This is a genomic window from uncultured Maribacter sp., assembly GCF_963977385.1.
In the GTDB taxonomy this organism is placed as follows: domain Bacteria; phylum Bacteroidota; class Bacteroidia; order Flavobacteriales; family Flavobacteriaceae; genus Maribacter.
Genome location: NZ_CAXBOU010000005.1, coordinates 147,202 through 172,475 on the forward strand (window position 1 = coordinate 147,202; position 25,274 = coordinate 172,475).

Here is a 25,274-nt window from a genome sequence, read left to right on the forward strand (position 1 = left end):
AGCTGTAAAATAAATTTAAACGTCGATTAGTAGTCTCATATGCTATTAATTAAGGGGTATTGACTAAGAATTACGTAAAATATGAGGTTACATTTTCCTACTTCCTTAATAATTTAAGCTAACGCAATTTTTCTTCGTTTTGAGTTTGAATTATATCTAATTTAAAGTTCAATTAAACTCAACTCAAACGTATAAAATTATGCAACTAGAAGGAAAAAATGTACTCATTACTGGCGGTACTAGAGGTATTGGAAAATGTATGATTCAAGAACTTATTAAAGGTGGTGTTAGCAAAATAGCTGTAATCGCCCGTGATAAGCAAAACTTGAAACAATTATCACAAGAATTTGAAAATGTAAAATTTCTAAGAATCAATGGTGATATTGCTAATATTGAGGTTTTACGTGAAGCTGTTGCACAGATAGAGGATAAATGGGGGTATATAGATATCTTAATCAATAATGCAGGTATTGTTTCTGCAGGTCCTTTAGAGGATATTCAAGATGAAGATGTATATGATCAGGTAGCAATTAACCTTACAGCTGTACTTTTATTGACCAAATATTGTATTCCTCTTTTAAAATCATCTGAAGAGGGGGCTATTTTGAATATCTCATCTGGGTTAGGGTTAATTGGGATGCCTTTTTATGCAGTTTATGGTAGTACAAAAGCTGCTATTCGTCAGTTTTCAGATTCTATGCGTAGAGAATTGGCTCCTTTTAATATTTCTGTAACTTGCTCTTTTCCTACGGCTACTGATACCGATATGATGCAGAAATTTAAGGGAATAAAAATGGATTCTCCAGAATATGTTGCCGAACGTTCAATACAAGGTTTATTGAATAAGGAAATTCAAGTAATTTTTGGAGGTGAGGAGCGACTTAAAGAAAATAGCTTGAATTTTGAAGCTCCCGCGGAATTTGATAAATGGGTGGCTCAAAAATATGATGAGCTAAAAACAACTAGTTTAGATCACAAGGCCATATGATTTACATTAGATAACCAACTTAACGGCATATAACTATGAGATTACATTACAAATTTTCAGTTTTAGTACTATTCGCATTTATTTTATCGTGTAAAGAAACTCCCAAAGCTGATCAAGATTTAGTTGACAAGGAAGTAGTAGAAACTAATGTTATTTCAATTCCTAAATCATGGGTAGATGCTAGGGTAAACAAAGCTAAGGAAAAACTGGGTGCTTCTGAAGCTGGTAAAATAGTTTGGAATGCGATGGAAGCTCATGGTGGCTTAGCAAAGTGGTATGCAAACGGACCAATCTCTTTTCGATTTAATTATCAGCCATTAAATGGTAAAACACCTAGAGATAGCTACCAAACTGTAGATACTTGGAGTAATAGAGCTGTGCACACAAGTGCAACGGATAGTACTGCACATTTTGGGTGGACTGGCGAACAAGCTTGGGTAAAAGCAAAAGATAGTACCGACTTTGCTTATGATACTAAATTTTGGGCATTGACGCCTTTATACTTTTACGGACAACCTTTTGTGCTGAATGGTGAAGGAGTGAATTTAGAGTTGCTTTCTGAAAAGACTTATAAAGAGCAAAAACAAGATGTGGTCAAAGTAACCTTCGATGCTGGTACAGGTGATGCACCCGATGATTATTATATTTTATACTTCAGTAAAGATTCACATAAACTGGCTGCTATTCGGTATATCGTTTCTTATCCAGAGTACTTTAAAGATGGAGGGCATGCACCAGAAAAGTTTATGGAAGTTGTAGGGGAGCATACTGTAAATGGTATTCTGTTTCCGACGAGTTATAAAACGCATTGGTTAACGAAAAACGAAAAACCTGGAGAGCATATAACTCAAATAGATGTTTCTGATGTTTCTTTCGAAAACAATCTACCAAAAGACTTTTTTGATGTTCCTTCGGATGCCAAAATTCTAAATGAATAAATAAGGCAATTATAAAAATAAAAAAATCCCAAAGGCAACTTTGGGATTTTTTTATATACTATAACTTGTGTATTTCTATCTATGCCTTCTTGGCCTTATATAGAGAAGCAACTGCCGCACCTATTATACCAGCGTGGTTTTGTAATTCTGCGGCAATTACTTTAGTTTCAATATTAATTTGTGATTTAAACTCGTTAAAATCTTTTGATGCACCACCACCTAAAATAATAAGGTCTGGCGATATTATTAATTCAACGTATTCTAAAAAAGTATTGAATCGTTTACCCCATTTTTTATAGGAAAGTTTTTCTTTGTCCTTTGCAGACCCGGCTGCCCACGATTCAATTTTACTGTATTTCTTATAAGGTATTTGACCTAACTCAAAGTTTGGAATCAACCTACCATCTAAAAAGGCGCCACTACCTAAACCGGTTCCAATGGTTATCATAACAACAAGGCCCTTCTCACCTTTTCCGATACCGTAGTTCATCGTAGCGTAACCCGCGGCATCTGCATCATTAATAACGGTAAAATCAAGGCCTGTTTTCTTTTCTAATAAACCCTCAACATTCACGCCTAACCAGCTAGGGTCTAGATTGCCAGTAGCTTTGCAAGTGCCATTTTTAATGATCGTTGGAAAACCACAACCAACTTTACCTTTGTAATCGAAGTGTGCTACAATTTTAGCAATAACATCGGTCATTGCTTCTGGTGTTCGAGGTATAGGAGTCGGTATTCTAAAGCGCTCAGAAATCATTTCTCCTGTTTCTGAATCAACTAACGCTCCTTTAATTCCAGAACCGCCTACATCAATACCAAGTAAAGTCATTTTATTTTTCTTAAGGAATACAAAGAAACGAAAAAGAATCGGCTCTTTGAAGTGGGTTTTTATTGAGGGTTGTATTTAAGTAAACTTGAATAAAATTTAGGTATAAAAAAAAGGACCTTAGGTCCTTTTTAATTACTTATTCTGGCATAACCAAATCTATAATGGTACTTACCTGTATATCTTCATCTTCTTCGTCTAATTCTGTATCTACAGTGAACGTGATGATAAATTGCATGCTAACAAATTTTTGACTAGTTAAATCATACTTTGCGCTTACGTCGTTTGTTACGTTGGTGAACTCTGCTTTATATCCGTCTTTATCGGTAAAAACATACATACCATCTATGTATCCTTCATATGTTCCGCTCATTTTGTCGGTGTCTTGGCCGTATGTGGTTGTTAGAGAGGAGATAGCTACGAATAATACGATTAAAATTGATTTCATTTTTTTGCTTATTAGTTATAGTTTAGATTTTTTTTTGTTCTTTTTCTAGTCCGAGAATCGTACTTAAAAGTTGTTACAAATGAAATCTAAATAATTGAATAACGATTTTTTTTATCATTTTATTATGAAAGATTTTTATATTCTTAAGTCGCTGTAAGTCAGTATGGTATTTTTGATTTACTGATTTAAAATAAATTACTTCAACATAGGATTATAATTTAATTTGATACTACCTTTGACGAATAATTCAATACCATTCAATTGAAAAACAGTAAGATATATTCCCTTTATAGTATTCTATTCGTCGCTTTATTTACTGCGGTCAATATTGCTTATTCACAATCACCGATGACTTCCGATAAAATCGAGACATTAGTTGAGAAGTATAAGAATGACATACGCGGACCTTATAAAGATATTCGTTGGTTTTGTGCCGATGGCAGTGTACGGCAACCAAAAGACCCTTGTCCTGATAACATAGGGCCTGGCGTACAACATGCTAGATATAAAGATGAAGTAGTTGCCTTAGGTATTAGCAATCATATTTTTTTAGGTCAAATTTTAGCCTATTCAAATAATGATGAAATATGGGATGCTGATTTCAACCATTCACGTTTAAAGCAATTTCAGTTAGATAAATATTTACGTCTAATCGATAACGGTTGGGTGAATCAAAAAGGACAGTTTTATAGAGGTTCAGTACAAGTAGAGGATGAGGAAGCTTGGGGTATTGAATTTTATAAGTGGATATTAGCAAAAGATGCAGTAATTACTGATAATTTTTACTTCATAAGACAATCCTTAAAAGATATTCCACATAACGGAGATGATAATGTAGCGCAGTTAATGCGTAGCGAATCGAAGGTTATTTCTGATAATTACGTTGCTTTTATGGATTTGAGAACCAAGATTCATAGTCAGCCTGAAATTTCTGATATTCAAAAAGTAATAGATTTTAAGGCTAAGAATCAGAAGTTATTGACTACTGATTTAAATAAAAAACTAGATGGTCTGGTAGCTACCATGCAAACTTTTTTTAAGCCAGTTGATGTTCAATCGTTATTGAATAAGTCGAAATTAGTAAAAGGCACGACTTTAGGTGATAAAGTACAGGCATTTGTTCAAGGGAAAACTGGCAATGAAACACCTTCATATTCTGTTAATGAAACAGCGCAATTACTTTTAGATATACGAGAAGGATTAGTAGCTGAGAAACGACCGATGGCTCGTTTGCAATTATTAGATATTTCTTTAAAATTAGAAGAACTGTTATTTCAAAATGCACCAAATTGGGAACCAACAACGGTTAGCGGACAATTAGAAAAAATATGTGCCTTAACAACCGCATCGGTTGGTGCAGGTTATTTGGAGTTGTGGGAATGGGAACAAATATCTGGTGCGTTGAGTAAGTTTGGTCAAGACCAATTGAGCTTGGCAGAATTAACTCAGGTTTTAGAAACTGCAAGAGCAGCTGTAGAGTGGAGTGCTGCCATGGTAAAAGCTAATTATCAAGAGGTGGTTGATGCGTATACCACGTTCGAACCAAAATCATATGCCTTTATCGATGATAGAATTAGAGGTTCTGTTGCCTTGCATTTGGGTAAGAGCGTTGGTGAATTGGGTGATTTTATAGCGAAAGAATCCGCCCTGACGAATATGGTGATGGATATTTCAAATCAAAGTACGTTTAGAGGATTGAATCCTGGGTATGCTTTTGGTGAATTAGTGGTGGTTGATGGTTCATCGGAAGATATTGAAGTGTCATCTGATAAGATTTATATTTTTCAACGTTCTCCATCCGATTTAAAACCTATTGCAGGTATTGCCACGGTGGCAGAAGGGAATATGGTATCTCATGTGCAGCTATTGGCGCGTAATTTGGGAATACCAAATGCAGCGTTGTCAGACGCGAATCTACAAAGTTTAAAGAAGTATGACGGTGATCGTGTTTTCTATGCGGTATCTAACAAAGGAAATGTGATTATTAAACCTGAATCGAAAATGACCGACCAAGAGCGCGGTCTATTTGTGAAGAAAGAACGAAATACAGATAAGATTGAAGTGCCTATTGAAAAAATTCAATTGAAAAATACCGATGTTCTTAATATGCGTGATGTTGATGCGAGCGATTCGGGAGCATTATGCGGACCAAAAGCAGCAAATTTGGGGCAGTTGAAAAAAATGTTTCCCGATCAGGTTGTAGAAGGGTTGGTGATTCCGTTCGGAATTTTCAGAGACCATATGGACCAGCAAATGCCGGGTCAAAATACTTCGTATTGGGCGTATTTAAATGCCATGTTCGTAGAAGCAGAGCGGATGATAACTACCGGAGTTTCTGAACCAGAAGTTGAGAATTATCAATTACGACAATTAGAAACTTTAAGAACTGCAATAAAGAAAATGCCTTTAAAGGCTGATTTCATGGAGCAGTTAGAAACGAAGTTTAAAACTGTTCTTGGGTCAGATTTTGGTCAGATTCCGGTCTTCTTGCGTAGTGATACAAATATGGAGGATTTGAAAGAGTTTACAGGCGCGGGACTAAACCTGACTTTATTTAATGTATTGGATAAAGAGAAAATTTTAAATGGAGTGAAAGAGGTATGGGCTTCACCATATACGGAGCGTAGCTTTAAATGGCGTCAAAAGTATTTGTTGAATCCTGAGAACGTATTTCCTTCAATTTTGGTGATACCAAGTGTAGATGTTGATTATTCCGGAGTTTTAATTTCAAAGGGAATCAATTCTGGAAATGAAAAAGATTTAACTGTGGCATTTAGTAGGGGGGCAGGTGGCGCCGTAGATGGACAATCGGCAGAAACCTATACTATTTATGATGCTGGTGGATATCGTTTATTGGCACCAGCACGTGAGGCTAAGTATAATACCTTGCCTACAACAGGTGGTACCGGCAAGAAAGTTGCCACTTTTCAAAATAGGGTGGTTAACGAGAAAAATTTAAATGAAATTAAAATTTTGGCAAACACTATTCGTACGACTTTGTCTGAAGCGACCAATTCAGATTATGAAGGTGCTTATGATGTAGAACTTGGTTTTAAAGATGATAAATTATGGTTGTTTCAAATACGCCCATTTGTTGAAAATAAAAAAGCCCTAAGTTCTGGATACTTAGAGTCGATTACCCCCAAAATTAACACGGAGAAAGAAATCTCTTTAAGTACAAAATTATAATGAAGAAAATTTTAGTGTTACTGGTTGTAGTTTTTTCTGCTTCCGCATTTACAACATATACATACTATCCAATTGACGGTTACGAGCGTACAGGTATAAAACGTTTAAAGCGTTTAGAGTTAATAAAAAGCGGTGAGATAAAAGATGCCACAGTTTTACCTGCTGGCGCATTAAAATCTTACAGTGAAATTCAGTTGAATTTACTGTCTAGAAAGAATGATAGTGCCATGGGTTTAATGCAGGTGAACGAGGATTTTCAGAAAGAAATCAGTGCGCTTTTTCGTGGTTTAGATAAAAGTTATTCGTTAACGGTATTAGATATATCAGATCCTGAAAATGTACGATATGCTGAGCGTAATGAAACGTCAGGCTATCAACCAGGCAGTGTTGGTAAATTGGCTGTTCTCAACGGACTCTTTACGCAGTTGGCCAAGATTTATCCAGATTCGTTTGAATTAAGAACCGAGCTTTTAAAGAATAAATCTGTTAAAGCAGGCGTGTGGGGTTTGACTGATGAGCACACCATTCCTATTTATAATATTGAAAAAAATACATTGGTGAAGCGCCAAGTAATCGCGAATGATTTATTTACGCTGTACGAATGGACGGATCATATGCTCTCGGTTAGTAATAATGGCGCAGCAAGTATTGTTTGGAGAGAAGTGCTTTTAATGGCAGCTTTTGGCGAAAAATACCCTGATTTAACCCAAGAAGAAACCGATACTTATTTTAAAGAAACTCCAAAAAAGGAATTGACAGATTTAAGTAATGATGTAGTGAATTTACCATTACGTGATTTAGGAATTAAAAGTGATGAATGGCGACTGGGAAGTTTCTTCACCAGAGGGGCAAATACATATGTTGGTGATAAAGGCGGTAGTATTGGCTCTCCGCAAGGATTAATGAAATTTTTGGTTCAGTTAGAGCAAGGTAAGGTGGTAGATGAAGCTTCTAGTTTAGAAATGAAGCGATTAATGTATATGACCGATCGTAGAATACGCTACGCACAATCACCTGCTTTAAAAGAAGCAGCAGTGTATTTTAAATCTGGTTCATTATATAAATGCGATAGAAGTAAAGGTGAGGCTTGTGGTAAATATATGGGCAATGTCACCAATTTCATGAATTCTGTTATCATTGTTGAGCATCCAGATAATTGCAGGTATATGGTTGTATTAATGACGAATGTACTTCGCAAAAACTCCGCTAGTGACCATATGTATTTAGCCGGTAATATTGATAAAATTATTAGAAAGGGGTAGAATTTAAATAAATAATTTACTGCGTGAAAAAACTATTATTATTGCTTGTTTTATTGTCGGTATTATGTAGTTGCGAGGAAGAACCTCTTGAAGCAGGTATTGAGACGACAGTTTTTGGTCGAGTTTACGATACTATAAATGAAATACCAATTAAGAATATTAAAATAAAAATTGGTGAAAGTATTCGACAAGGTACCTTTTCAAGTACGAGATATAATTTTAAGGGGTATTTAGATTCTACTATTACAGATAGTGAGGGTAATTATAAAATTACTTTTGAGACCTCTGGTAAGGGAACGATTTATGATTTACATATTTCTTTAAAAGAGGATATATCTTTTACTAGTATAAGGGAGGTAGTAAAGGATGAGAATATAGGAGCTACAGAAGAACTAAACCTTGGTGCATTACAGCTTTATCCGGTAAATTTAAAAATTACAACTACGGATGTTTTTGAGGAATCCATTTTGATTTTTACACAATTTTCCGGTGGTAACATTGAAAAGCATCCATCATTGAAAATTGCTACAGAAAGAGCGGTGTGGTTAGATAAAAATCAACCAAGTTCAATTAGTTTTCATATTGAAGATAGTAGTCCCCTTAGATATGCTGCGAAAACTATTTCAGCCACCAATTCTAAAACAATTACTACGGTGGATATTGCATTATCCTATGAAGATTTCAATTAAGTTGTAATATTCTTTTAAGAAAAAGTTAAAAGTTTTTTTATATCAAAGCACTTGCTTAGTTTTGTGCTGTAATTAGAAATAATGGCACGTAAAAAACAATATAACGAAACTGAAGTCATAGATAAGGCCATGCGCTTGTTCTGGCGTAATGGCTATGAAAGTACATCGGTTCGTATGTTGGAGAAAGAAATGGGTATTAACCAGTTCTCTATTTATGCCAGCTTTAAAAATAAAGAAGGTGTATTCTTAGAAAGTATTAAGCTTTATAATACTCAAATCAAAGCCATCACCAATGCCTTAGAAAAATCTAATAATGGAGTTGAAGGTATTAAAGATTATTTTTTTGATTTTCTAGATTTTTCTAGAGAAGGTCCAATTTTTAAAGGATGTTTGGTTACCAATACGGTAAACGAAATTAAAGAAGATTCGAGTCCGGTTATTATGGCGGCATTGAAACGTTTTTCTTCAACTATTAGAGAACTATTTGTAAGGAATCTAAAACAAGACGACTCAAGGGATGTAAAAGAAATAGAAGCACAGGCTGACTATTTAATGAACGCTCTTTTAGGTCTGTCAATTTCATCAAAAGTATTTAAAGAGGAACAATTAAAAGGCATTATTAAGATTACATTTTTACACCTTTAGCATTTTTTTTGAATAATAACTAAGCAGTTGCTTAGATTTAACATAAATATAATAATTAATAAATAAAATAGATTATGACAACTTTAAAAGTACACGACATAGAATCTGCAACAGAAGGTAGCAAGGGATTATTAGAAAGTTCAAACAAGGCATACGGGATGATTCCTGGTCTTCATGGAGTATTGGCAGCATCGCCAAAATTATTAGAAGCGTATCAAACACTACATCAGTTATTTACAGAGACTTCTTTTAACGAAGAAGAGTTAACTGTGGTATGGCAAGCAATCAATGTTGAGCATGCATGCCATTACTGTGTACCAGCACATACAGGTATAGCAAAAATGATGAAGGTAGATGACGCTATTACAGAAGCATTGCGTAATGAAACTCCATTAGCAGATGCAAAATTAGAAGCACTAAGAACTATGACTTTAACTATAGTTCGTAACCGTGGTAATGTAACTCAAGAAGATTTAGATACTTTTTATGCAGCTGGTTATGGTGAGCAACAAGTATTGGAAATCATCTTAGGATTATCTCAAAAAGTAATCAGTAACTATACAAACCATATTGCGCATACACCTGTCGATGCAGCTTTTGAAAAGTTTGCATGGTCTAAATAATTGAGGTTTCAGTTTTCCCCCGAAACCATATGTTGATTGAGTGATTGATTGTAGCCTTCTGTCTTTAAGGCAGAAGGTTATTTAATTTTAATAAACTAAATACATCAAAATGAAAAAAATAGCAATAAACGGAATGGGGCGTATTGGTCGCGCTTCTTTAAAAGTAATTTTAGATACTCCAGAATTAGAATTAGTAGCAGTAAACGATATCGTATCTATAGAGAATATTGCTTATTTACTTAAGTATGATTCAGTCTATGGTATTTATGAAAAGGAAGTTTCACATGATGAAAACAACCTTATCATAGATGGTAAAAAAATTCAATACAACTCGCAACGTAATCCTGAGGATTTGCCTTGGGCAGAACACAAAATTGATGTCGTTATTGAAAGTACCGGTTTCTTTACCAAGAGCGAAGATGCTAAAAAACACATTAAGGCAGGCGCAAAATCTGTAATTATTTCTGCACCTACAAAGAGTGAAGATATCCCAACGGTGGTTCATGGTGTAAATACAAAAGATGGAGCGACCAATATATTTTCTTGTGCTAGTTGTACTACCAATAATATTAGTCCGGTAGTAGAAGTTTTAGGTCGTAGAATTGGTATTAAGAAAGCCATTATGACAACTGTACATGCCTATACCGCATCTCAAGGAATTGTTGATGCACCTTCACAAAAAAACATGAGAATGGGTCGTGCCGGTGCAGCGAATATAGTTCCTACCACGACAGGTGCTGCAATTGCTACTACTAAAGCGTTACCAGAATTTGCTGGTAAGTTTGATGGTGTTGCGTTACGTGTACCAATTCCGGTTGGGTCTATGTCAGACTTAACTTTTGTCATGGAACGCGATGTTACTATTGAGGAGGTAAACGCAATTTTCAGGGAAGAAGCGGCTACCAAAAGATATAAAAATGTTTTGTCTACTACAGATGAGCCATTGGTTTCATCGGATATTGTAAAGAATCCGCATGCATCGACCGTTGATTTAGGAATGACAAGAGTAGTTGATGGCGATTTGTTGAAAGTGATGACGTGGTATGATAATGAATGGGGGTTCACCAATCAAATGATTCGTCAAATTCTGGCAGAAATATAAATTTAAAATAACATGCAGATGCCCTATTTGTATTGGGGTATCTGTTATTCTATTAATAATCACATAAAAGTATATACAATGATAAAATTAACTGTAATGTATCCGAATAGTGCAGATTTAACGTTCGATAAGGACTACTATGTAAATCAACATGGTCAATTATTAAAGGAATTGTTGGGTGATTCCATTGTTTCATCCGATATTAATTTTGGTATTGCAGGAGGTAGTCCAGATGAACCGGCACCATTTTTAGTTATTGCTAACCTAATTTTTGACTCTATGGAATCATTTAAGATGTCTTTTGGAGCAAATTCAGAAAAGATTTTGACGGATCTTCCAAATTTTACGAACACTCATCCGACCGTACAAATTAGTGAGATTATTTAAATTTACCAGTGTATACTGAACTGATTAAATTAGCATGGAAATACAAGACATCAATTTAAAAAAGATAGCTCGGTATTGCACCAATAAAGTTTTTAGGACCGATACGAAGGAAGCTGGTTTTATACGTTTTGATTTAGGTAAAAATTTAACTCCCTATCAATTTAGATCTATAATGGTCGATCTAAAGAAAGAATTATCAAAGTTTACTACTGTTGAATTTGACAAAAAATTAAGCTATCATTGGTTGGTGCGTTTTGATCAGCAAGTGAGCACACCTTTTCACGTAGATAATGCCGGGGACCAATCTTTTTTAATGTTGGGATATGAACCAAGTGAAATAGAAAGTGAGTTGCATATAGCAGACTATTATAGATATGCGAATGAAAGCAACACTGCACCAAAAGATTATCTTGAAAATTTCACTCCGATATTTAAAGAGGACGAGTCATTACTAGCGCCTTATACTACAAAATTAAAATCAAATTTTAATGATAGATATTCTATTGTTTTAATAAATAATAGCAACCCAAAGTCATCTCTTTAAACCTTAGGTATATACCATAAGGCTGTTATTGTAAAACAAGACTTGAGTAAGAGTAGAATAGTAAACTCAATGGTTCTTAATATGTTACCGAAAAACAGACCTGATAAAGATGAACTTAACGAAGAAATATTTTTGAACACAACTATGATAAGTACATAGTTGATAGTATTGCATGGTGTAAGTAAAAAGGCACTGATAGAAAAGTTCAATTGAATGTATAATTGGAAAAAATGACTAAGAAATTAAAAATAGATATTGTATCTGATGTAGTATGCCCTTGGTGTATAATTGGATACAAACGCTTAGAAAAAGCCATTTCAGAACTAGGGTTAGATGACCAAGTAGAGATTGAATGGCAACCTTTTGAGTTAAATCCGCATATGCTGCCACAAGGCCAAAACGTTACGGAACATATAACAGAAAAATACGGTTCTACCATTGAGCAACAGAAAGATTCACAACAACGTATGACGGATATTGGAGAAGAATTAGGTTTTAAATTCGACTATTTTGAGGATATGAGAATGGTAAACACCTTTGATGCACATGTTTTATTAGAATATGCGAAAGAATTTGGAAAGCAAACCGATTTGAACATGCGATTGATGTCTTCTTTTTTTAGTGAGCGTAAAGATGTTTCTGATAAGGCTATTTTAAAACAAGCTTTGCTAGATGTTGGTTTAAATGCTGAAGAAGCACTGTCAAAACTAGATAATGAAGAAGCGCGATACGAAGTCAGAAATAAACAAGGGAAATGGAAAAATATGGGCGTAAATTCTGTGCCCACCATTGTGTTTAATATGAAAAGTGCGATAACCGGGGCACAACCCGTAGATACATTAAAACAAGTGCTTTCTGAGTTGATTTCTGAATAGGAATTTTAAAATTAGACGTCATGGATTCAAACAATAAAAAAGGCGAGTTAAATGTATTATTAGATGCAAAGCGTCAAGAAGGTGCATCAAAATTTACTGAAGAGAAAAAGCGGATTTATGCAGATGGTATTACAAGTGTGGCAAACTCAGGTATACTTGAGCATGCGTTGAATGTTGGGGACAAAGCGCCCAACTTCACTTTGAAGAACGCATTAAATGAACCTGTTTCTTTGTTAAGTGAACTTGAAAAAGGACCAGTAGTACTTACTTGGTACCGAGGTGGTTGGTGTCCATATTGTAATATCACCCTACACTATTTACAAGAAAAACTTCCTGAATTTAAAAATGCTGGAGCCACATTATTGGCTTTAACACCTGAATTACCTGATAACTCGCTAAGTACTTCAGAGAAAAACAATTTAGAATTTACTGTTTTAAGTGATGTGGGTAATACCATTGGTAAAGAATATGGAGTGGTATTTACGCTAACAGATGACGTAGCTTCCATTTATGAAGCAGGCTTTGGTTTACATGAAAAGAATGGTGATGAAAGTAATGAATTACCTTTAGCGGCGACGTATGTTATCAATACAGATGCAGTTATAACATATGCCTTTTTAGACGCTGATTATAGAGAAAGGGCAGAGGCATCAGAAATACTAAATGCTTTAAATAAGCTATAGAAGAAAGTAGTCGAAATCAATTTAGCCACCAATAGTTATAATCATGAATAAGAATAAAATCATTTATTACATTTTCACAGGTATTTTTACATTAGTAATACTGTTTTCGGCAGGTATGTACTTTTTTAATCATGAATATATTAAAACGGCTTTCGTAAAATTAGGCTACCCAACATATCTAATTTACCCATATGCTACGGTAAAGTTGGTTGGTTTGTTCGCTATTTGGAATCCTAAATTTCACATCGTAAAAGAGTGGGCTTATTCTGCATTTTTCTTTGCAGTTACATTAGCATTTTTTGCTCATATTATGGTAAGTGATGGGGAGCAAATGGCAGCTGTCATTGCTTTGGTTTCATTGGTAGTTTCTTATATCTTTAGTAAAAGGATATAAATAACATATTTTAAAAATAAAAAAAAGAATACTGCTATGAACAATACTCGGGAAGATAAAGTTTCAAATAAAATTCGCCCTAAAGTGTTGTTCTTTGATGTAAACGAAACGCTTTTAGACCTTACCGTAGTTAAAAAACAGGTAGGTAAAGCATTAGGTGGTAGGGAAGATTTGCTTCCACTTTGGTTCACGACCATGCTACAGTATTCATTAGTAACTTCTGCGAGTGGTCAATACAAACCATTTGGACATATTGGTGCTGCTGCATTACAAATGGTAGCGGCTAATCAAGATATTACCATTACTGAAAATGAAGCTCGTACTATTATTTCTGAGTCTATGGGAAATTTACCAGCACACCCAGAAGTAAAAGAGGCATTAAAGGAATTAAGAAATTCCGGATACAAATTGGTAGCTTTTACCAACTCATCTAAAGACGGACTTAAAAAGCAATTTGAAAGTGCTGGCTTAACCGAATATTTTGATGAACTCTTAAGTGTTGAAGAAACGGGAAAATTTAAACCGTTTACAGATACTTACGCTTGGGGAGCCAAGAAAATGGGAATACAATCAGAGGAATGTATGCTAATCGCAGCCCATGGTTGGGATGTTGCCGGTGCTCTTTGGGCAGGGTGGAGAGCAGCATTTATCAGTAGACCGGGACAGCAAAACTATCCATTGGCACCAAAAACTGAAATTGTAGCATCTGACTTAAAAAAAGTGGTGGATATTCTTGTGAATTACAGCTAAAATTACCAGCAATTTCACTTCAAAATTCAAAGCTTCTTAGAATATGTATCTTTACCGCACCATTAACTAAAGATGATATTACATGTTTAAAAGAACACTATTTGTTGCCCTAATTGCGCTTACACTAACTTCTTGTTGGAAAGATAAAAGCCCTGAAGACCTTATTCGTTTAAAAGATAAATTTAAATCTCAAGTAAACGCTTTTGAGAATAAGAAAGAGACCGCCAATAAAAATGTGAACAAAGGTCTAGAATCTTTAAATGCTTTAAAAAGTGCTTTGGAGGATACTAAAAATGAGGATAAAGAATTTGCTAAAGTATATGGTGATTGGGAGAAAGTAGACCGTCGCGTAAAAAACTTGAATAAGGAGTACGACGACTTAAAGGAAAAAGCTTCAAATCTGTTTACTGCAATGGAAAAGCAGACTAATAGCCTAAGTGACGAAAAAAGTAAAAAAACACTCTTAGGGGCTATTGAAAAAGCACGTACAAAATACAATGGTACCCTTACCAATACTTCAAAGGCAATAGACAAACTAAAATTATTGCATGGCGATGCCGTAGAGGTAGTAAAAGCATTAGAAGTAGCTGCAGCCCTTAATTCATTTGATAATATTAACGACCAAATGAAAAGCATAGAAGGTCGCGTAGATGGTATTATGCAAGAATTGAATGTAGCGGTGGTAGAGAGTAAAAAATTATACGAGAAAAAGATAACCGAGTTAGGAGAGTAGGCTCTTTGCCAAATTTCTTAACTCATTTGGTATAATCACTATTTTATGGAACATCTAATACTTGTAGTGTTCATTACAAGTATTAGATGTTTTAGTTGTTTAACTAAACATGTTTATTCTAGTTTTCAGGTATAATAATTGCCTTAAATGATTAATGATAAAAATAGATATCAAGCCAAATGAAAATGGTTTAATATATTTCATGTTCAATTAGCCTTTTCTTTGGAATTGCCTATGACTATTTGTTTTAGCTTAAAATTGTACCTTTCTTAATTAAGAGCACAATTGCATATATCTATGTGTTATAAACAATGATAAAAAAATGAAATACTCGTATTCTATTCTATTAATCGTTTTCATTTTGTTTGAAACCCTAAGTGCTCAAAGTAAAGATACTTTAGTTGATGTCGGAGGATACAAAATGCACTTTAATATAATAGAAGGCAGTGGTATACCAATTCTTTTTGAATCAGGTTCAGGCAATGACGGTTCAGTTTGGAACGATATTTTAGAAAAAACTTATAAAGTAACTGGAACTACATTGATTACATATGATAGATCAGGATTTGGAAAAAGTGAAGTTAATCCAAAATTAAATGAAGATTCAAAATTTGGTATCCTTAACGGAATCAAAGAGCTTGAAAAAAGTTTAGAAATTCTAGGCTATAACAAGGGTATAATCTTAGTATCTCATTCTTATGGAGCTTTTTATAATTCTCTATATGTATCAAGACATCCGAATCTGGTCAAATCAATAGTTTTGGTCGACGCTGCAACCAATACATTTTGGAATAAAAAATTACTTGAAGTTTATCATAAAAAACCTGTTCTTAAAGAAGATTACCCTAATGATTTAGGAATGTACTATTTAGTTAAAAATTATAAGGAAACTGTCAAAATAATGAAAGACATTGAATATCCTTCTAAAACTCCAATTCTAAATATTTACTCGGAGAATCCGTTTTCCGATGTTTCCGAATATTACACCAATCGATGGGTTGAACTTCACAAAAAAATGGGCGATTCTAAATCTAATGTCTTGAATATTCCTGCTTATGGCAGTACACACTATATATTTCGTGACAATCCAAGTTTAGTAATTAATGCAATAATAAAAGCTTATTTGACAACCTTAACTGAATCTGAACAATGTGATGTACTTAAAAAAGTTTTGGATAATTCAATAAACCTTTCAATTGAGGCAATGAAAAAAACTAACTAAAAACTTATACGAGAAAAAGATAACCGAGTTAGGAGAGTAGGCTCTTTGCCAAATTTCTTAACTCATTTGGTGTAATTGCTTGGAAAGAGCCTGTTTACAAAAAAAACTTAATGGATTTTCAATTCGGTTTGTATTTGCTGAATTCTGTGTTAAAACCATGCATTAAACTTATACCAGACTATTGGCAATTAACTGAACATATCATTAAAATGAAATTATTTATTTGGACATTCTTACTTTTTACAAACATCACGATTGCTCAAACGAATGAAAAGTTTCTGACTGATTCACTAACAAAGGAATTAACTGAATTATCTAACAAAAATTCAATTGTCGGATTTTCAGTCGCAATTGTTAATCAAAATAGAATATTATACGCAAAAGGTTTTGGCTATTCTAACAAAGAAAAAAAGATACTTTACACAAAAAATACGGTACAGTCAATAGCTTCTATTTCTAAAACATTATCAGGTGTTGCTTTAATGAAAGCACAAGAAATGGGATTACTAAATCTTGATGATGACATAAATAAATACTTACCATTTAAAATTGTCAATCCTTATTTTCCAAGTAGCAAAATAACTATTAGAAATCTTGCTACTCACTCTTCTGGCTTGAAGGATTCCCGTAATTATTCAAAGACAATGATTGTTAAAGACTTTTATAGTTTACCAAAAAAAACTAAAAAATATCTTTCAAATAATTGGTGTAGAAAATGTGAAGACAACAAAGATATTCCGATGATAGATTTTATTGAAAATATTTATAGCTCACAAGGAAATTGGTATAAAAAGAGACATTTTTTATTAGAACCTACTGGAACTAAATATCATTATACCAATAACAATACAACCATTACTGCGCATATTATTGAACGAGTGTCTGGAGAAAAGTATAGCTATTTCATTAAAAATCACATCACAAAACCTTTAAAAATGACAAGTTCTAATTGGGTTTTTGAAGATTCAAAATTCAAGGATGTATCAACACTATATGCAAATGACATTCCTATGCCCGAAATGCATGACATTACATATCCTGATGGTAGTTTTACTACGAATGTTATTGATTTTGGTAATTATCTATCAACAATGATCAGTGGATATTCTGGAAAAACTAACATTTTAAATGCGGAGAGTTACAAAGAAATGATGACTCAACAAATTAACGCAGAATTTGAATCAGGAATATTTTGGGAAGTAGATTCTAAATCTATTGGCCATAGTGGTGAACACGCAGGAACTTCTACTTATGCATATTTTGATAAAGAAAATTTAATAGGCTACATTCTATTTGGGAATACTACAGACACTGCAGAAATACAAGATGACGAAAATGAAATTATTAGAGTATTAAAGAAATACTCGAGCGAATAAAGCTGTGTCGCATATTCGAACTTAGAAAAACCATCTATCACGGCTATTAAAACAACACTTTCTTTTAACAAGTTACTATTTGAATGAAACGGAGCAAGAGGTTTAACAATACACTATTATTAATTATGATTAGACCATACAAACAAACTGATAAAGAGCATTTACTAAAAGTATTTAATCTTAACGTTCCAAAATCTTTTGATAAAAATGAAATAAAAGATTTTGAAGAATATCTAGAGCAAAAAGCAGAAACCTATTTAACTGTTGAAGTGGATAATACAATTGTAGGTGGTACTGGATATTATGTAAATGAAGAGGATAAATCTGGACGAATCACTTGGGTTTTTTTTGACCCAAATTATTCAGGGCAAGGACTCGGAAAACAATCTGTGGATTACTGTTTAAATGTATTGAGTAAAGATAAAAGAGTCGAAAAATTCATAGTAACGACCTCTCAATTAGCCTATAAGTTTTTTGAAAAATTTGGTTACAGTAATACTCGAATAGAAAAAAATTATTGGGGCGAAGGCCTAGATTTATACGAAATGGAAAAGCTTAATATGTAAAGTCTAACAACCAACGACGCTTAGCAATAATCGGAAGATCGAACTCAAATTAAAATATGGAGTTAAGAAAAGCCTTTTTAGAAGATATTATAAAATTAAAAAAGATTTGCATTGATGCATATTCTTTGAATTTTCATAATCATTGGAATGACGGCGGATTAGAATGGTATTTAGACAACGAATTCAGCGACAAAAGACTTGCTTTAGATTTGACTGATACTAATACTGAATACTATTTTATTGAACATCAAGAAAAACAAGTTGGATTTATAAAAACTAAAATTCATTCGTCTACTGACTTTATTGATAATTCTGTGGAATTAGAGAAAATATATGTTCTACCTGAATGTATAGGAATGGGAATTGGAAAAATGGCTTTAACCGATATAATTCAGAAGACGAAAAATATAGGAAAAGAAAGTATCATTTTATGTGTAATTGACACAAATGAAAATGCAATTGCATTTTATGAAAAACTAGGCTTTAAATTTCATAGTAAAACGATTTTGGACATTCCATATTTTAAAGAAGAATTAAAAGGAATGATTAGAATGATTAAATATTTGAATTAAATAAAGCTAGTTGCAAACAAAGAACTGAAGTGAAAAATATACAATTTCTTTCTTAATCTTGATTAAGTTTTTCATGAGTATATACATTTGTGATAAAATAATTTAAAATGAAAAACACACTCATATTCTGTATAATAGGTCTCTTAATTATTAGTTGTGATTTCGACAAGTCAAAAACTAAAACCGAAAATCAAGCAATCTCTGACACCGACAAGAAAAGAGACACGCTGACAAAGCATCTGAAACCTTTCAAAACTGAATTACCGACAATCGGACTTTTAATGTATAATGGAGTTTTGCAAAGCGAGGTGATAGCAACATCTGATGTATTTGCAAAACCGACTGAAGATGGTAAACAGCTTTTCAATGTAATCACAATTGCAGAAACAGAAAACCCTATTACTACAGAAGAGGGAATGAGATTTGTTCCTGATTATACGTTTGATAACTGCCCAAAATTGACAGCGCTGTTTGTACCAAGCGCATACGATATGTACGCTCAAGTTCACAATGACAAAATCGTGAATTTTATACGAGAGAAAAATAAGGAAACAGAATATATAGTAAGCAACTGTGCAGGAGCGCAACTAATCGGAAAATCCGGAATTGCTGATGGACACAAAATCGTGACCTGGATCGGTGGTGGCGAACAATTACAGGAGGATTATCCGAACTTAAAGGTTCAAGATGATGCTAAAATATCTTTTGTAGAAGATGGGAAATTTAGTTCTTCGAACGGAAATCTAGTTAGCTACATTACGGCATTGAATTTAGTAGAAAAAATGACTAGTCTCGAACATCGAAAATTTGTGGAATCATATTTATATCTCGACCAACTCAAAAATTGGAAAGAATAAGTACAGTTGAATAGCAATATGTTGAAAATGAACATCATGGCAATTACATGACATTTTTAATTTTGAAGAAAATAAAAAGTGACAGCTATCAAGATAGCTGTCACTAAAATAAATAAGTAAATAGTTTTCCTAACTCAAAACATTGGTAACACCAGGGGTTGGAATCGGATACATACCATCTGGGCCAGGTACACTTGGTGGTGTAGAATCCCAAGTAAGTTCGCTGGGCATCAATAATTTTTCAGAAGCCATAGCATCTTCCCACGTAATTACTTTTCCAGAATAGGTTGCCATACGTCCCATTATAGCTGTCATGGTACTCATAGCGCCGTTTTCGGCATCACTTATAACCTCATTATTACGAATAGAAGCAAACAATCTGTTGTGCTCTACTTGATAAGGATTAGGGTCGTTACGATTACGGTAATCGAATATTTTTTCTCCGTCTAAACCAATAATACTGGCTGCACCGGCATCGTTCATATCAATACTCCCTTTGGTTCCTTGAAAGTTTTCGCCAACTTTAGACCAAGTACCTGGTTGGTGACGACATTGGCTTGCAATTACGGCACCGCTTGGGTAGGTAAATTCCACAAAGTGATGGTCAAAAATCTCGCCATGGTCTTTTCCTGTTCGTACTAATCTGCCACCCATGCCTTGTGCAGAAATCGGATATTCGCCAATAAACCAGTTGGCAACATCTATATTATGAATATGTTGTTCTAAAATATGATCCCCGCATAACCAATTGAAGTAGTACCAATTTCTCATTTGATATTCTAATTCTGATTGGCCTTCTTTTCTTGGTCGTACCCAAACGCCTGCACTATTCCAATACACTTGTCCTGATACTATTTTACCTACATCACCTTGCTTAATTCTATCTGCAATAGCGATATAATTATTTTGGTAATGGCGTTGTAGTCCTACAACTACATTTAGTTTTTTCTCTTTGGCAATTTTTGCCATTTCTAAAACCTTACGAATACCAGGGGCGTCTGTAGCTACTGGTTTTTCCATAAATACATGTTTTCCGGCATTAATGGCATATTCAAAATGATAAGGTCTAAAACCTGGTGGAGTAGCTAAAATAACTACATCGGCTTGGTCTATTGCTTTTTTATAAGCATCGAGCCCAACATATTTATGAGCATCTTTTACGTTTACTTTTTTAGTGCCTTCAAATTCTTTTTGCAAATTCAGAAGACTTTTATCTAATTGGTCTTGAAAGGCATCGGCCATTGCGACCAATTCTACATTTTCATCTGCCTTTAGAGCTTGGTTGGCTGCACCACTACCACGGCCACCACATCCTACAACTGCGATTTTTAATTTCTTGTCATTAAAAACGTTTGCCATGGCACTCATTTCTAATCCCGGTAATAACATTCCTGCACCAACGAGGGCTGTGTTTTTACAGAAGTCTCGGCGTGAGTTTTCCGATTTTACATTGGTTTTGTTGTTTGAGTTCTTCATGTTCATTGGTTTTAAATGTTGTAGGGGACTATTCGCCCCAATAGTTGTTGATTTCAGTTTCTTTTGGTACCGTTGGGTCTCTTACGATTCTAAAGCCGACAAAAGGTGCATCGGTATTCCACCATTTGCTCTTTGGAAATTGAGGATCTCTCATTTTCCAATTCTCATTAGAACCTAAGCGGGCTGCACTTCTTAAATACTCGGCATCATCATAATAAGAACCACCACGCACGGAACGCGGATAGGTTTCTTGGGCTATGGCTAAGGGTGATTCAGTCGTTGTGCTTCTAGCTTCATATCCTTTTGGAAGGTATTGGTCTAATGTCCATTCTGCCACATTACCGTGCATATCATATAATCCCCATGCGTTCGGTTTTTTTTGTCCAACTGGGTGATACGTGTCTTCACTATTCTCATAAGACCAAGCATATTCCTCAAGCATATTTGGGTCATCTCCGAAGTGGTAAGCGGTATTTGTGCCAGCACGAGCACTGTATTCCCATTCCGCTTCAGTGGGTAGACGGTAAAAATGTCCGGTTTTTGCCGATAGCCATTTGCAAAATTGAGAGGCTGCATAATGTGTTACATTGCCTACAGGTAAACCTTTACTCGTTCCCATACCCAAGCTCATATCAACATAGGGTATAGTTGCGCCCGAAATTGCATCAATCTCAATATCTAAATCACTGGCTTTATTGTTGGTTTCAATATTGTCTATTGCTCTATTCACGAATAGATTGTAGAGTTCCCACGTTATTTCATATTTGGATATCCAAAACGAATTTAATTTTACAGTGTGCGTGGGACCTTCATCATCACCTCTTTTTTCTTCGGATGTAGCACTTCCCATAGAAAAGCTTCCAGAAGGTATGCCCACCATGTCAATTACTAATTCTGAACCCCCAATAGTTTGAATAAAGTTTGGAGATTTTTCTTCTTGTGAATATGATAGATTCATCATGCAAATGCACAGAAGAATTAAAAGTCTTTTCGATAAAATCATAGCTTAAATATAAGATTTTATCAAGAATAAAAAAGGTAAAGAATACCGTTAATATCTATCGTAATTACATCAATTTTATAATAGTTTATGGATAAACACCTGAAGTCAAAGCTTGTGTTACATTATTCGAAGGTATAAGCGAATTATAATTATAACAAAATGTTATTTTATAAGGGTTTTTATAATCGTATACTGTTGCTGGTTTAATAGAATTACCGTTAAATTTTCAAAAGTTTATAATTTATTAATCTTATTTCTAGCGATTAGGCAATACTATTCATTTGCTTAGAGCGTTAGTCAATCAAATGTTGTAACAAGTGGTATTTTTATTGTTATTTCCGACAAGAAATAATAATTTGGCCAACTTTTTAAGTTCCTAAAACATAATCGTTTACAGGAATCGATATTGAAAAAGGGTAAAAGATATAATTTATTAAAGACTGTATGATCCATAAAAATGCTGAGGAAGAAAGACTAGCTGTTGAGGATAATTATAAAAATTGGAAGAGATGGGGCCCGTATTTGGCAGAAAGACAATGGGGAACCGTAAGAGAAGATTATAGTGAAAATGGTCATGCTTGGGATTTTGTCGATCATGACAAAGCCCGTAGTAATGCCTATAGATGGGGAGAAGAAGGTATTGGTGGTTTTTGCGATTCAAGGGAAATACTTTGTTTGGCACCTGCCTTTTGGAACGGTAAAGATCCAATCTTAAAAGAACGTTTGTTCGGGTTAACTAATGACGAGGGTAATCATGGTGAAGACGTAAAGGAACTTTATTTTCATCAAGTTTCTACCCCAACACATTCGTATGCCAAGTATTTATATAAGTACCCGCAAAAAAAATTCCCCTATGCCGAAATACTTAAGAAGAATAAGGAAAGGGGTAGAGAAGATTCTGAATATGAATTGCTGGATACCAAAGCCTTTGCCAACAATACGTATTTCGATTGTTTTATAGAGTATGCCAAAGAAGATATTGGTGATATTCTGATGAAAGTAACTGTAATTAACAGAGGGCCAAGAGTAGCTAATATTCACGTATTGCCACACCTTTGGTTTAGAAATTTTTGGAAGCATAATGACCGTTTTGATCGTCCAGAAATGAAATCTATTTCGACTTCTTCAATACAAAGTAGAAGTACCAGAAATGGCAGATATTATTTTTACCACGAAGGAGGCGAACAACTATTCTGTGAGAATGAGACCAATAATAAACGTATTTATGATGTTCCTAACGAAGTAGATTATGTGAAAGATGGCATCAATGATCACGTAGTTAATGGATTAGATACCGTTAATCCTGCCAAGAAAGGTTCTAAACTTGCGATTTGGCATAAATTACGTCTTAAGGCGGGTGAGGAAAAGACAATTAAAGTTCGACTGAGCAAAAAGAAATTAGCTGACCCTTGGAGTACTTACGATGCTATTTTTGATAAAAGAATTGAAGAATGTGAAGAGTTTTATGGTAATATATTAGAGAAAGATTTACCAAAAGACCAGCAAGAAATAGCTAAAAAAGCTTTTTCTGGTTTGTTGTGGACAAAGCAGTTCTATTACTATGATGTTCATAAATGGCTGTTCGGTGGGCCAGACGAGGCTAAACCTTATCGTGCCGATTCACGTAATATACATTGGAAGCACCTTACGAATCGCCATGTTATTTCAATGCCAGACAAGTGGGAATACCCATGGTATGCGGCTTGGGATCTTGCATTTCATATGGCTTCTTTTGTAGAGATAGACCCTTATTTTGCAAAAGAACAATTGCTTTTGGTTTTGCGGGAAGGCTACATGCACCCTAACGGGCAAATACCTGCATACGAATGGAATTTCAGTGATGTAAATCCGCCAGTGCATTCCTGGGCAGTTTGGAATGTTTATGAAAAAGACAAGCTACGTACAGGAAAAGGGGATACCATATTTTTAGAAAAAGCATATCAAAAGTTGCTTGTAAACTTTACGTGGTGGGTCAACCAAAAAGATAAAAGTGGAACGAACCTTTTTGAAGGTGGATTCTTAGGACTTGATAATATCGGCGTTTTCGACCGTAATCATATGCCAGAGGGTATAACACGTATGCAGCAAGCAGATGCTACAAGCTGGATGGCCATGTTTACCTTGAATATGTTTCGAATGACCATAGAGTTGGCTAAAATCAACCCTATATATGAAGATAGCGTTGCGAAATTTTTCAAGCATTTTTTGAATATTGCTTGGGCTATGCACCATATAGGTCAGAAGGAAATTTCATTGTGGGACGATGAGGATAATTTTTACTACGATGTAGTTGAAATGTCAAATGGCACGACAGATCGTTTGAAAGTACGTTCGTTAGTAGGTATTATACCATTGTTTGCAGTAGAGATTATTCATAAAGATTTATTTGAAGAATTAAAACATTTTAAACAAAGGGCAGCTGATATTGTACGAACACGACCGGATCTAGCTTCACTGGTTTCCAATATTGAAGAATTCAATACTGATGGTAATTACCTGTTTTCGATAATGCGGGGATTTAGGTTAGAGAAATTGCTTGAACGTTTATTAGATGAGGATGAATTTCTATCCGATTATGGAATTCGTTCTCTGTCAAAATACCATGAAGAACACCCTTTTGTATTTCAACATAAAGGGCATCACCAAATTCAATATGAATCTGGTGAGAGTCGTTCAAATATGTTCGGGGGTAACTCTAACTGGCGTGGACCTATTTGGATGCCGTTGAATTATATGATTATTCAATCGCTAAGAAAATATTTCTTGTTCTATGGCGATAAATATGTTTATGAATTTCCGACAGGTTCTGGCACTAAATTAAATTTAAATGAAATTGCCAATGAGCTTTCAAAAAGGCTGATAAAATTATTTCAACCTAATAAAGACGGTAAATATCAATACCATTCAGAGGATGCAAATAAGATGTTTACCAAAAATGAGCATTTTAAGAATGAGCATTTCTTTTATGAGTTTTTTGATGGTGATTCAGGTAAAGGACTAGGAGCTTCTCACCAAACCGGTTGGACAGCTTTGGTTGCCAATTTGATTATAGAGTTGAAAGAAAATAGTTAAATCGCATAAGTGAGATTAAGAGTATTGAAAAAGGTCTATCGTTCAGATAGACCT

At 34.4% G+C, this 25,274-nt stretch carries 25 protein-coding genes; 21 read left to right on the top strand and 4 right to left on the bottom strand.

The genetic code is table 11. The features are described 5' to 3' along the window. Window positions 1-199: 199 nt before the first annotated feature. Together AAC084_RS08085 and AAC084_RS08090 are read left to right on the top strand one after the other, a co-directional pair. Window positions 200-988 (top strand): SDR family oxidoreductase, encoded by a 789-nt coding sequence (locus AAC084_RS08085; RefSeq protein ID WP_339839293.1) that lies wholly within the window; start codon window positions 200-202, stop codon window positions 986-988. A 35-nt stretch (window positions 989-1,023) separates the two neighbouring features. Continuing rightward, window positions 1,024-1,926 carry a DUF6503 family protein gene (locus AAC084_RS08090; RefSeq protein WP_339839295.1) on the top strand — a complete coding sequence of 301 codons (903 nt, stop codon included), beginning with the start codon at window positions 1,024-1,026 and terminating at the stop codon, window positions 1,924-1,926. 79 nt (window positions 1,927-2,005) lie between these two features. Here the strand turns inward: AAC084_RS08090 and AAC084_RS08095 are convergent, their stop codons facing one another. Next, window positions 2,006-2,755: an ROK family protein gene (locus AAC084_RS08095; protein WP_339839298.1), complete on the bottom strand. Its 750-nt coding sequence runs from the start codon at window positions 2,753-2,755 to the stop codon at window positions 2,006-2,008. Window positions 2,756-2,891: 136 nt separating this feature from the next. Continuing rightward, window positions 2,892-3,200: a hypothetical protein gene (locus tag AAC084_RS08100; protein ID WP_339839300.1), complete on the bottom strand. Its 309-nt coding sequence runs from the start codon at window positions 3,198-3,200 to the stop codon at window positions 2,892-2,894. Between the two features lie 261 nt (window positions 3,201-3,461). On the opposite strand from AAC084_RS08100, the gene AAC084_RS08105 reads away from it, so the two are divergent. From AAC084_RS08105 to AAC084_RS08190, 18 genes are all read left to right on the top strand, one after another. Beyond that, entirely contained in the window at window positions 3,462-6,389 is a 2,928-nt protein-coding gene (locus AAC084_RS08105; protein ID WP_339839301.1) for a PEP/pyruvate-binding domain-containing protein, read from the top strand. Continuing rightward, complete coding sequence (locus AAC084_RS08110) at window positions 6,389-7,651, top strand: serine hydrolase (protein ID WP_339839303.1); 1,263 nt, start codon at window positions 6,389-6,391, stop codon at window positions 7,649-7,651. The genes AAC084_RS08105 and AAC084_RS08110 overlap by 1 nt, the downstream gene beginning before the upstream one ends. A gap of 23 nt (window positions 7,652-7,674) precedes the next feature. Continuing rightward, entirely contained in the window at window positions 7,675-8,340 is a 666-nt protein-coding gene (locus tag AAC084_RS08115; protein ID WP_339839305.1) for a hypothetical protein, read from the top strand. A gap of 81 nt (window positions 8,341-8,421) precedes the next feature. Beyond that, window positions 8,422-8,985, top strand: coding sequence for a TetR/AcrR family transcriptional regulator (locus AAC084_RS08120; RefSeq protein WP_339839308.1), 564 nt, complete (start codon window positions 8,422-8,424; stop codon window positions 8,983-8,985). Between the two features lie 74 nt (window positions 8,986-9,059). Continuing rightward, window positions 9,060-9,608: a carboxymuconolactone decarboxylase family protein gene (locus AAC084_RS08125; protein WP_339839311.1), complete on the top strand. Its 549-nt coding sequence runs from the start codon at window positions 9,060-9,062 to the stop codon at window positions 9,606-9,608. 109 nt (window positions 9,609-9,717) lie between these two features. Next, complete coding sequence (gene gap / locus AAC084_RS08130; protein ID WP_339839314.1) at window positions 9,718-10,710, top strand: type I glyceraldehyde-3-phosphate dehydrogenase; 993 nt, start codon at window positions 9,718-9,720, stop codon at window positions 10,708-10,710. Between the two features lie 78 nt (window positions 10,711-10,788). Continuing rightward, a complete protein-coding gene (locus AAC084_RS08135) occupies window positions 10,789-11,097 on the top strand; it encodes an EthD family reductase (protein WP_339839317.1) in 309 nt (102 codons plus the stop codon). Window positions 11,098-11,131: 34 nt separating this feature from the next. Further along, window positions 11,132-11,641 (top strand): hypothetical protein, encoded by a 510-nt coding sequence (locus AAC084_RS08140; RefSeq protein WP_339839318.1) that lies wholly within the window; start codon window positions 11,132-11,134, stop codon window positions 11,639-11,641. Window positions 11,642-11,871: 230 nt separating this feature from the next. Next, window positions 11,872-12,516, top strand: coding sequence for a DsbA family oxidoreductase (locus tag AAC084_RS08145; protein ID WP_339839320.1), 645 nt, complete (start codon window positions 11,872-11,874; stop codon window positions 12,514-12,516). Between the two features lie 20 nt (window positions 12,517-12,536). Next, the gene (locus AAC084_RS08150) at window positions 12,537-13,199 is read left to right on the top strand and encodes a peroxiredoxin-like family protein (protein ID WP_339839322.1); all 663 of its coding nucleotides are present in this window, start codon (window positions 12,537-12,539) and stop codon (window positions 13,197-13,199) included. Window positions 13,200-13,242: 43 nt separating this feature from the next. Next, window positions 13,243-13,593 carry a DoxX family protein gene (locus tag AAC084_RS08155; RefSeq protein WP_339839325.1) on the top strand — a complete coding sequence of 117 codons (351 nt, stop codon included), beginning with the start codon at window positions 13,243-13,245 and terminating at the stop codon, window positions 13,591-13,593. Between the two features lie 36 nt (window positions 13,594-13,629). Beyond that, entirely contained in the window at window positions 13,630-14,343 is a 714-nt protein-coding gene (locus AAC084_RS08160) for a haloacid dehalogenase type II (RefSeq protein WP_339839327.1), read from the top strand. An 82-nt stretch (window positions 14,344-14,425) separates the two neighbouring features. Continuing rightward, entirely contained in the window at window positions 14,426-15,076 is a 651-nt protein-coding gene (locus tag AAC084_RS08165) for a hypothetical protein (protein WP_339839329.1), read from the top strand. Between the two features lie 322 nt (window positions 15,077-15,398). Continuing rightward, the gene (locus tag AAC084_RS08170) at window positions 15,399-16,298 is read left to right on the top strand and encodes an alpha/beta fold hydrolase (RefSeq protein ID WP_339839330.1); all 900 of its coding nucleotides are present in this window, start codon (window positions 15,399-15,401) and stop codon (window positions 16,296-16,298) included. 110 nt (window positions 16,299-16,408) lie between these two features. Beyond that, complete coding sequence (locus AAC084_RS08175; RefSeq protein ID WP_339839332.1) at window positions 16,409-17,674, top strand: serine hydrolase domain-containing protein; 1,266 nt, start codon at window positions 16,409-16,411, stop codon at window positions 17,672-17,674. Window positions 17,675-17,799: 125 nt separating this feature from the next. Then, window positions 17,800-18,240, top strand: a complete 441-nt coding sequence (locus tag AAC084_RS08180) for a GNAT family N-acetyltransferase (RefSeq protein ID WP_339839335.1) — start codon at window positions 17,800-17,802, stop codon at window positions 18,238-18,240. Between the two features lie 56 nt (window positions 18,241-18,296). Continuing rightward, window positions 18,297-18,812 (top strand): GNAT family N-acetyltransferase, encoded by a 516-nt coding sequence (locus AAC084_RS08185; protein ID WP_339839337.1) that lies wholly within the window; start codon window positions 18,297-18,299, stop codon window positions 18,810-18,812. Between the two features lie 107 nt (window positions 18,813-18,919). Further along, complete coding sequence (locus AAC084_RS08190; RefSeq protein WP_339839339.1) at window positions 18,920-19,669, top strand: DJ-1/PfpI family protein; 750 nt, start codon at window positions 18,920-18,922, stop codon at window positions 19,667-19,669. A 129-nt stretch (window positions 19,670-19,798) separates the two neighbouring features. Here the strand turns inward: AAC084_RS08190 and AAC084_RS08195 are convergent, their stop codons facing one another. Continuing rightward, the gene (locus AAC084_RS08195) at window positions 19,799-21,145 is read right to left on the bottom strand and encodes a Gfo/Idh/MocA family oxidoreductase (RefSeq protein ID WP_339839341.1); all 1,347 of its coding nucleotides are present in this window, start codon (window positions 21,143-21,145) and stop codon (window positions 19,799-19,801) included. Window positions 21,146-21,173: 28 nt separating this feature from the next. Next, a complete protein-coding gene (locus AAC084_RS08200; RefSeq protein WP_339839344.1) occupies window positions 21,174-22,106 on the bottom strand; it encodes a formylglycine-generating enzyme family protein in 933 nt (310 codons plus the stop codon). Between the two features lie 486 nt (window positions 22,107-22,592). Here AAC084_RS08200 and AAC084_RS08205 point away from each other — a divergent pair, with 486 nt between their 5' ends. Then, on the top strand, window positions 22,593-25,220 hold the full coding sequence (locus AAC084_RS08205; RefSeq protein WP_339839347.1) for a glucosidase: 2,628 nt from the start codon (window positions 22,593-22,595) through the stop codon (window positions 25,218-25,220). Window positions 25,221-25,274 lie beyond the last annotated feature (54 nt).

What these genes read in the sequence shown, in the direction of transcription:
- AAC084_RS08085 (WP_339839293.1), top strand. Translation starts at nt 200, where the DNA reads ATGCAACTAGAAGGAAAAAATGTACTCATTACTGGCGGTACTAGAGGT.
- AAC084_RS08090 (WP_339839295.1), top strand. Translation starts at nt 1,024, where the DNA reads ATGAGATTACATTACAAATTTTCAGTTTTAGTACTATTCGCATTTATT.
- AAC084_RS08095 (WP_339839298.1), bottom strand. Translation starts at nt 2,755, where the DNA reads ATGACTTTACTTGGTATTGATGTAGGCGGTTCTGGAATTAAAGGAGCG.
- AAC084_RS08100 (WP_339839300.1), bottom strand. Translation starts at nt 3,200, where the DNA reads ATGAAATCAATTTTAATCGTATTATTCGTAGCTATCTCCTCTCTAACA.
- AAC084_RS08110 (WP_339839303.1), top strand. Translation starts at nt 6,389, where the DNA reads ATGAAGAAAATTTTAGTGTTACTGGTTGTAGTTTTTTCTGCTTCCGCA.
- AAC084_RS08120 (WP_339839308.1), top strand. Translation starts at nt 8,422, where the DNA reads ATGGCACGTAAAAAACAATATAACGAAACTGAAGTCATAGATAAGGCC.
- AAC084_RS08125 (WP_339839311.1), top strand. Translation starts at nt 9,060, where the DNA reads ATGACAACTTTAAAAGTACACGACATAGAATCTGCAACAGAAGGTAGC.
- gap (WP_339839314.1), top strand. Translation starts at nt 9,718, where the DNA reads ATGAAAAAAATAGCAATAAACGGAATGGGGCGTATTGGTCGCGCTTCT.
- AAC084_RS08135 (WP_339839317.1), top strand. Translation starts at nt 10,789, where the DNA reads ATGATAAAATTAACTGTAATGTATCCGAATAGTGCAGATTTAACGTTC.
- AAC084_RS08140 (WP_339839318.1), top strand. Translation starts at nt 11,132, where the DNA reads ATGGAAATACAAGACATCAATTTAAAAAAGATAGCTCGGTATTGCACC.
- AAC084_RS08145 (WP_339839320.1), top strand. Translation starts at nt 11,872, where the DNA reads ATGACTAAGAAATTAAAAATAGATATTGTATCTGATGTAGTATGCCCT.
- AAC084_RS08150 (WP_339839322.1), top strand. Translation starts at nt 12,537, where the DNA reads ATGGATTCAAACAATAAAAAAGGCGAGTTAAATGTATTATTAGATGCA.
- AAC084_RS08155 (WP_339839325.1), top strand. Translation starts at nt 13,243, where the DNA reads ATGAATAAGAATAAAATCATTTATTACATTTTCACAGGTATTTTTACA.
- AAC084_RS08160 (WP_339839327.1), top strand. Translation starts at nt 13,630, where the DNA reads ATGAACAATACTCGGGAAGATAAAGTTTCAAATAAAATTCGCCCTAAA.
- AAC084_RS08165 (WP_339839329.1), top strand. Translation starts at nt 14,426, where the DNA reads ATGTTTAAAAGAACACTATTTGTTGCCCTAATTGCGCTTACACTAACT.
- AAC084_RS08170 (WP_339839330.1), top strand. Translation starts at nt 15,399, where the DNA reads ATGAAATACTCGTATTCTATTCTATTAATCGTTTTCATTTTGTTTGAA.
- AAC084_RS08175 (WP_339839332.1), top strand. Translation starts at nt 16,409, where the DNA reads ATGGATTTTCAATTCGGTTTGTATTTGCTGAATTCTGTGTTAAAACCA.
- AAC084_RS08180 (WP_339839335.1), top strand. Translation starts at nt 17,800, where the DNA reads ATGATTAGACCATACAAACAAACTGATAAAGAGCATTTACTAAAAGTA.
- AAC084_RS08185 (WP_339839337.1), top strand. Translation starts at nt 18,297, where the DNA reads ATGGAGTTAAGAAAAGCCTTTTTAGAAGATATTATAAAATTAAAAAAG.
- AAC084_RS08190 (WP_339839339.1), top strand. Translation starts at nt 18,920, where the DNA reads ATGAAAAACACACTCATATTCTGTATAATAGGTCTCTTAATTATTAGT.
- AAC084_RS08195 (WP_339839341.1), bottom strand. Translation starts at nt 21,145, where the DNA reads ATGAAGAACTCAAACAACAAAACCAATGTAAAATCGGAAAACTCACGC.
- AAC084_RS08200 (WP_339839344.1), bottom strand. Translation starts at nt 22,106, where the DNA reads ATGATGAATCTATCATATTCACAAGAAGAAAAATCTCCAAACTTTATT.
- AAC084_RS08205 (WP_339839347.1), top strand. Translation starts at nt 22,593, where the DNA reads ATGATCCATAAAAATGCTGAGGAAGAAAGACTAGCTGTTGAGGATAAT.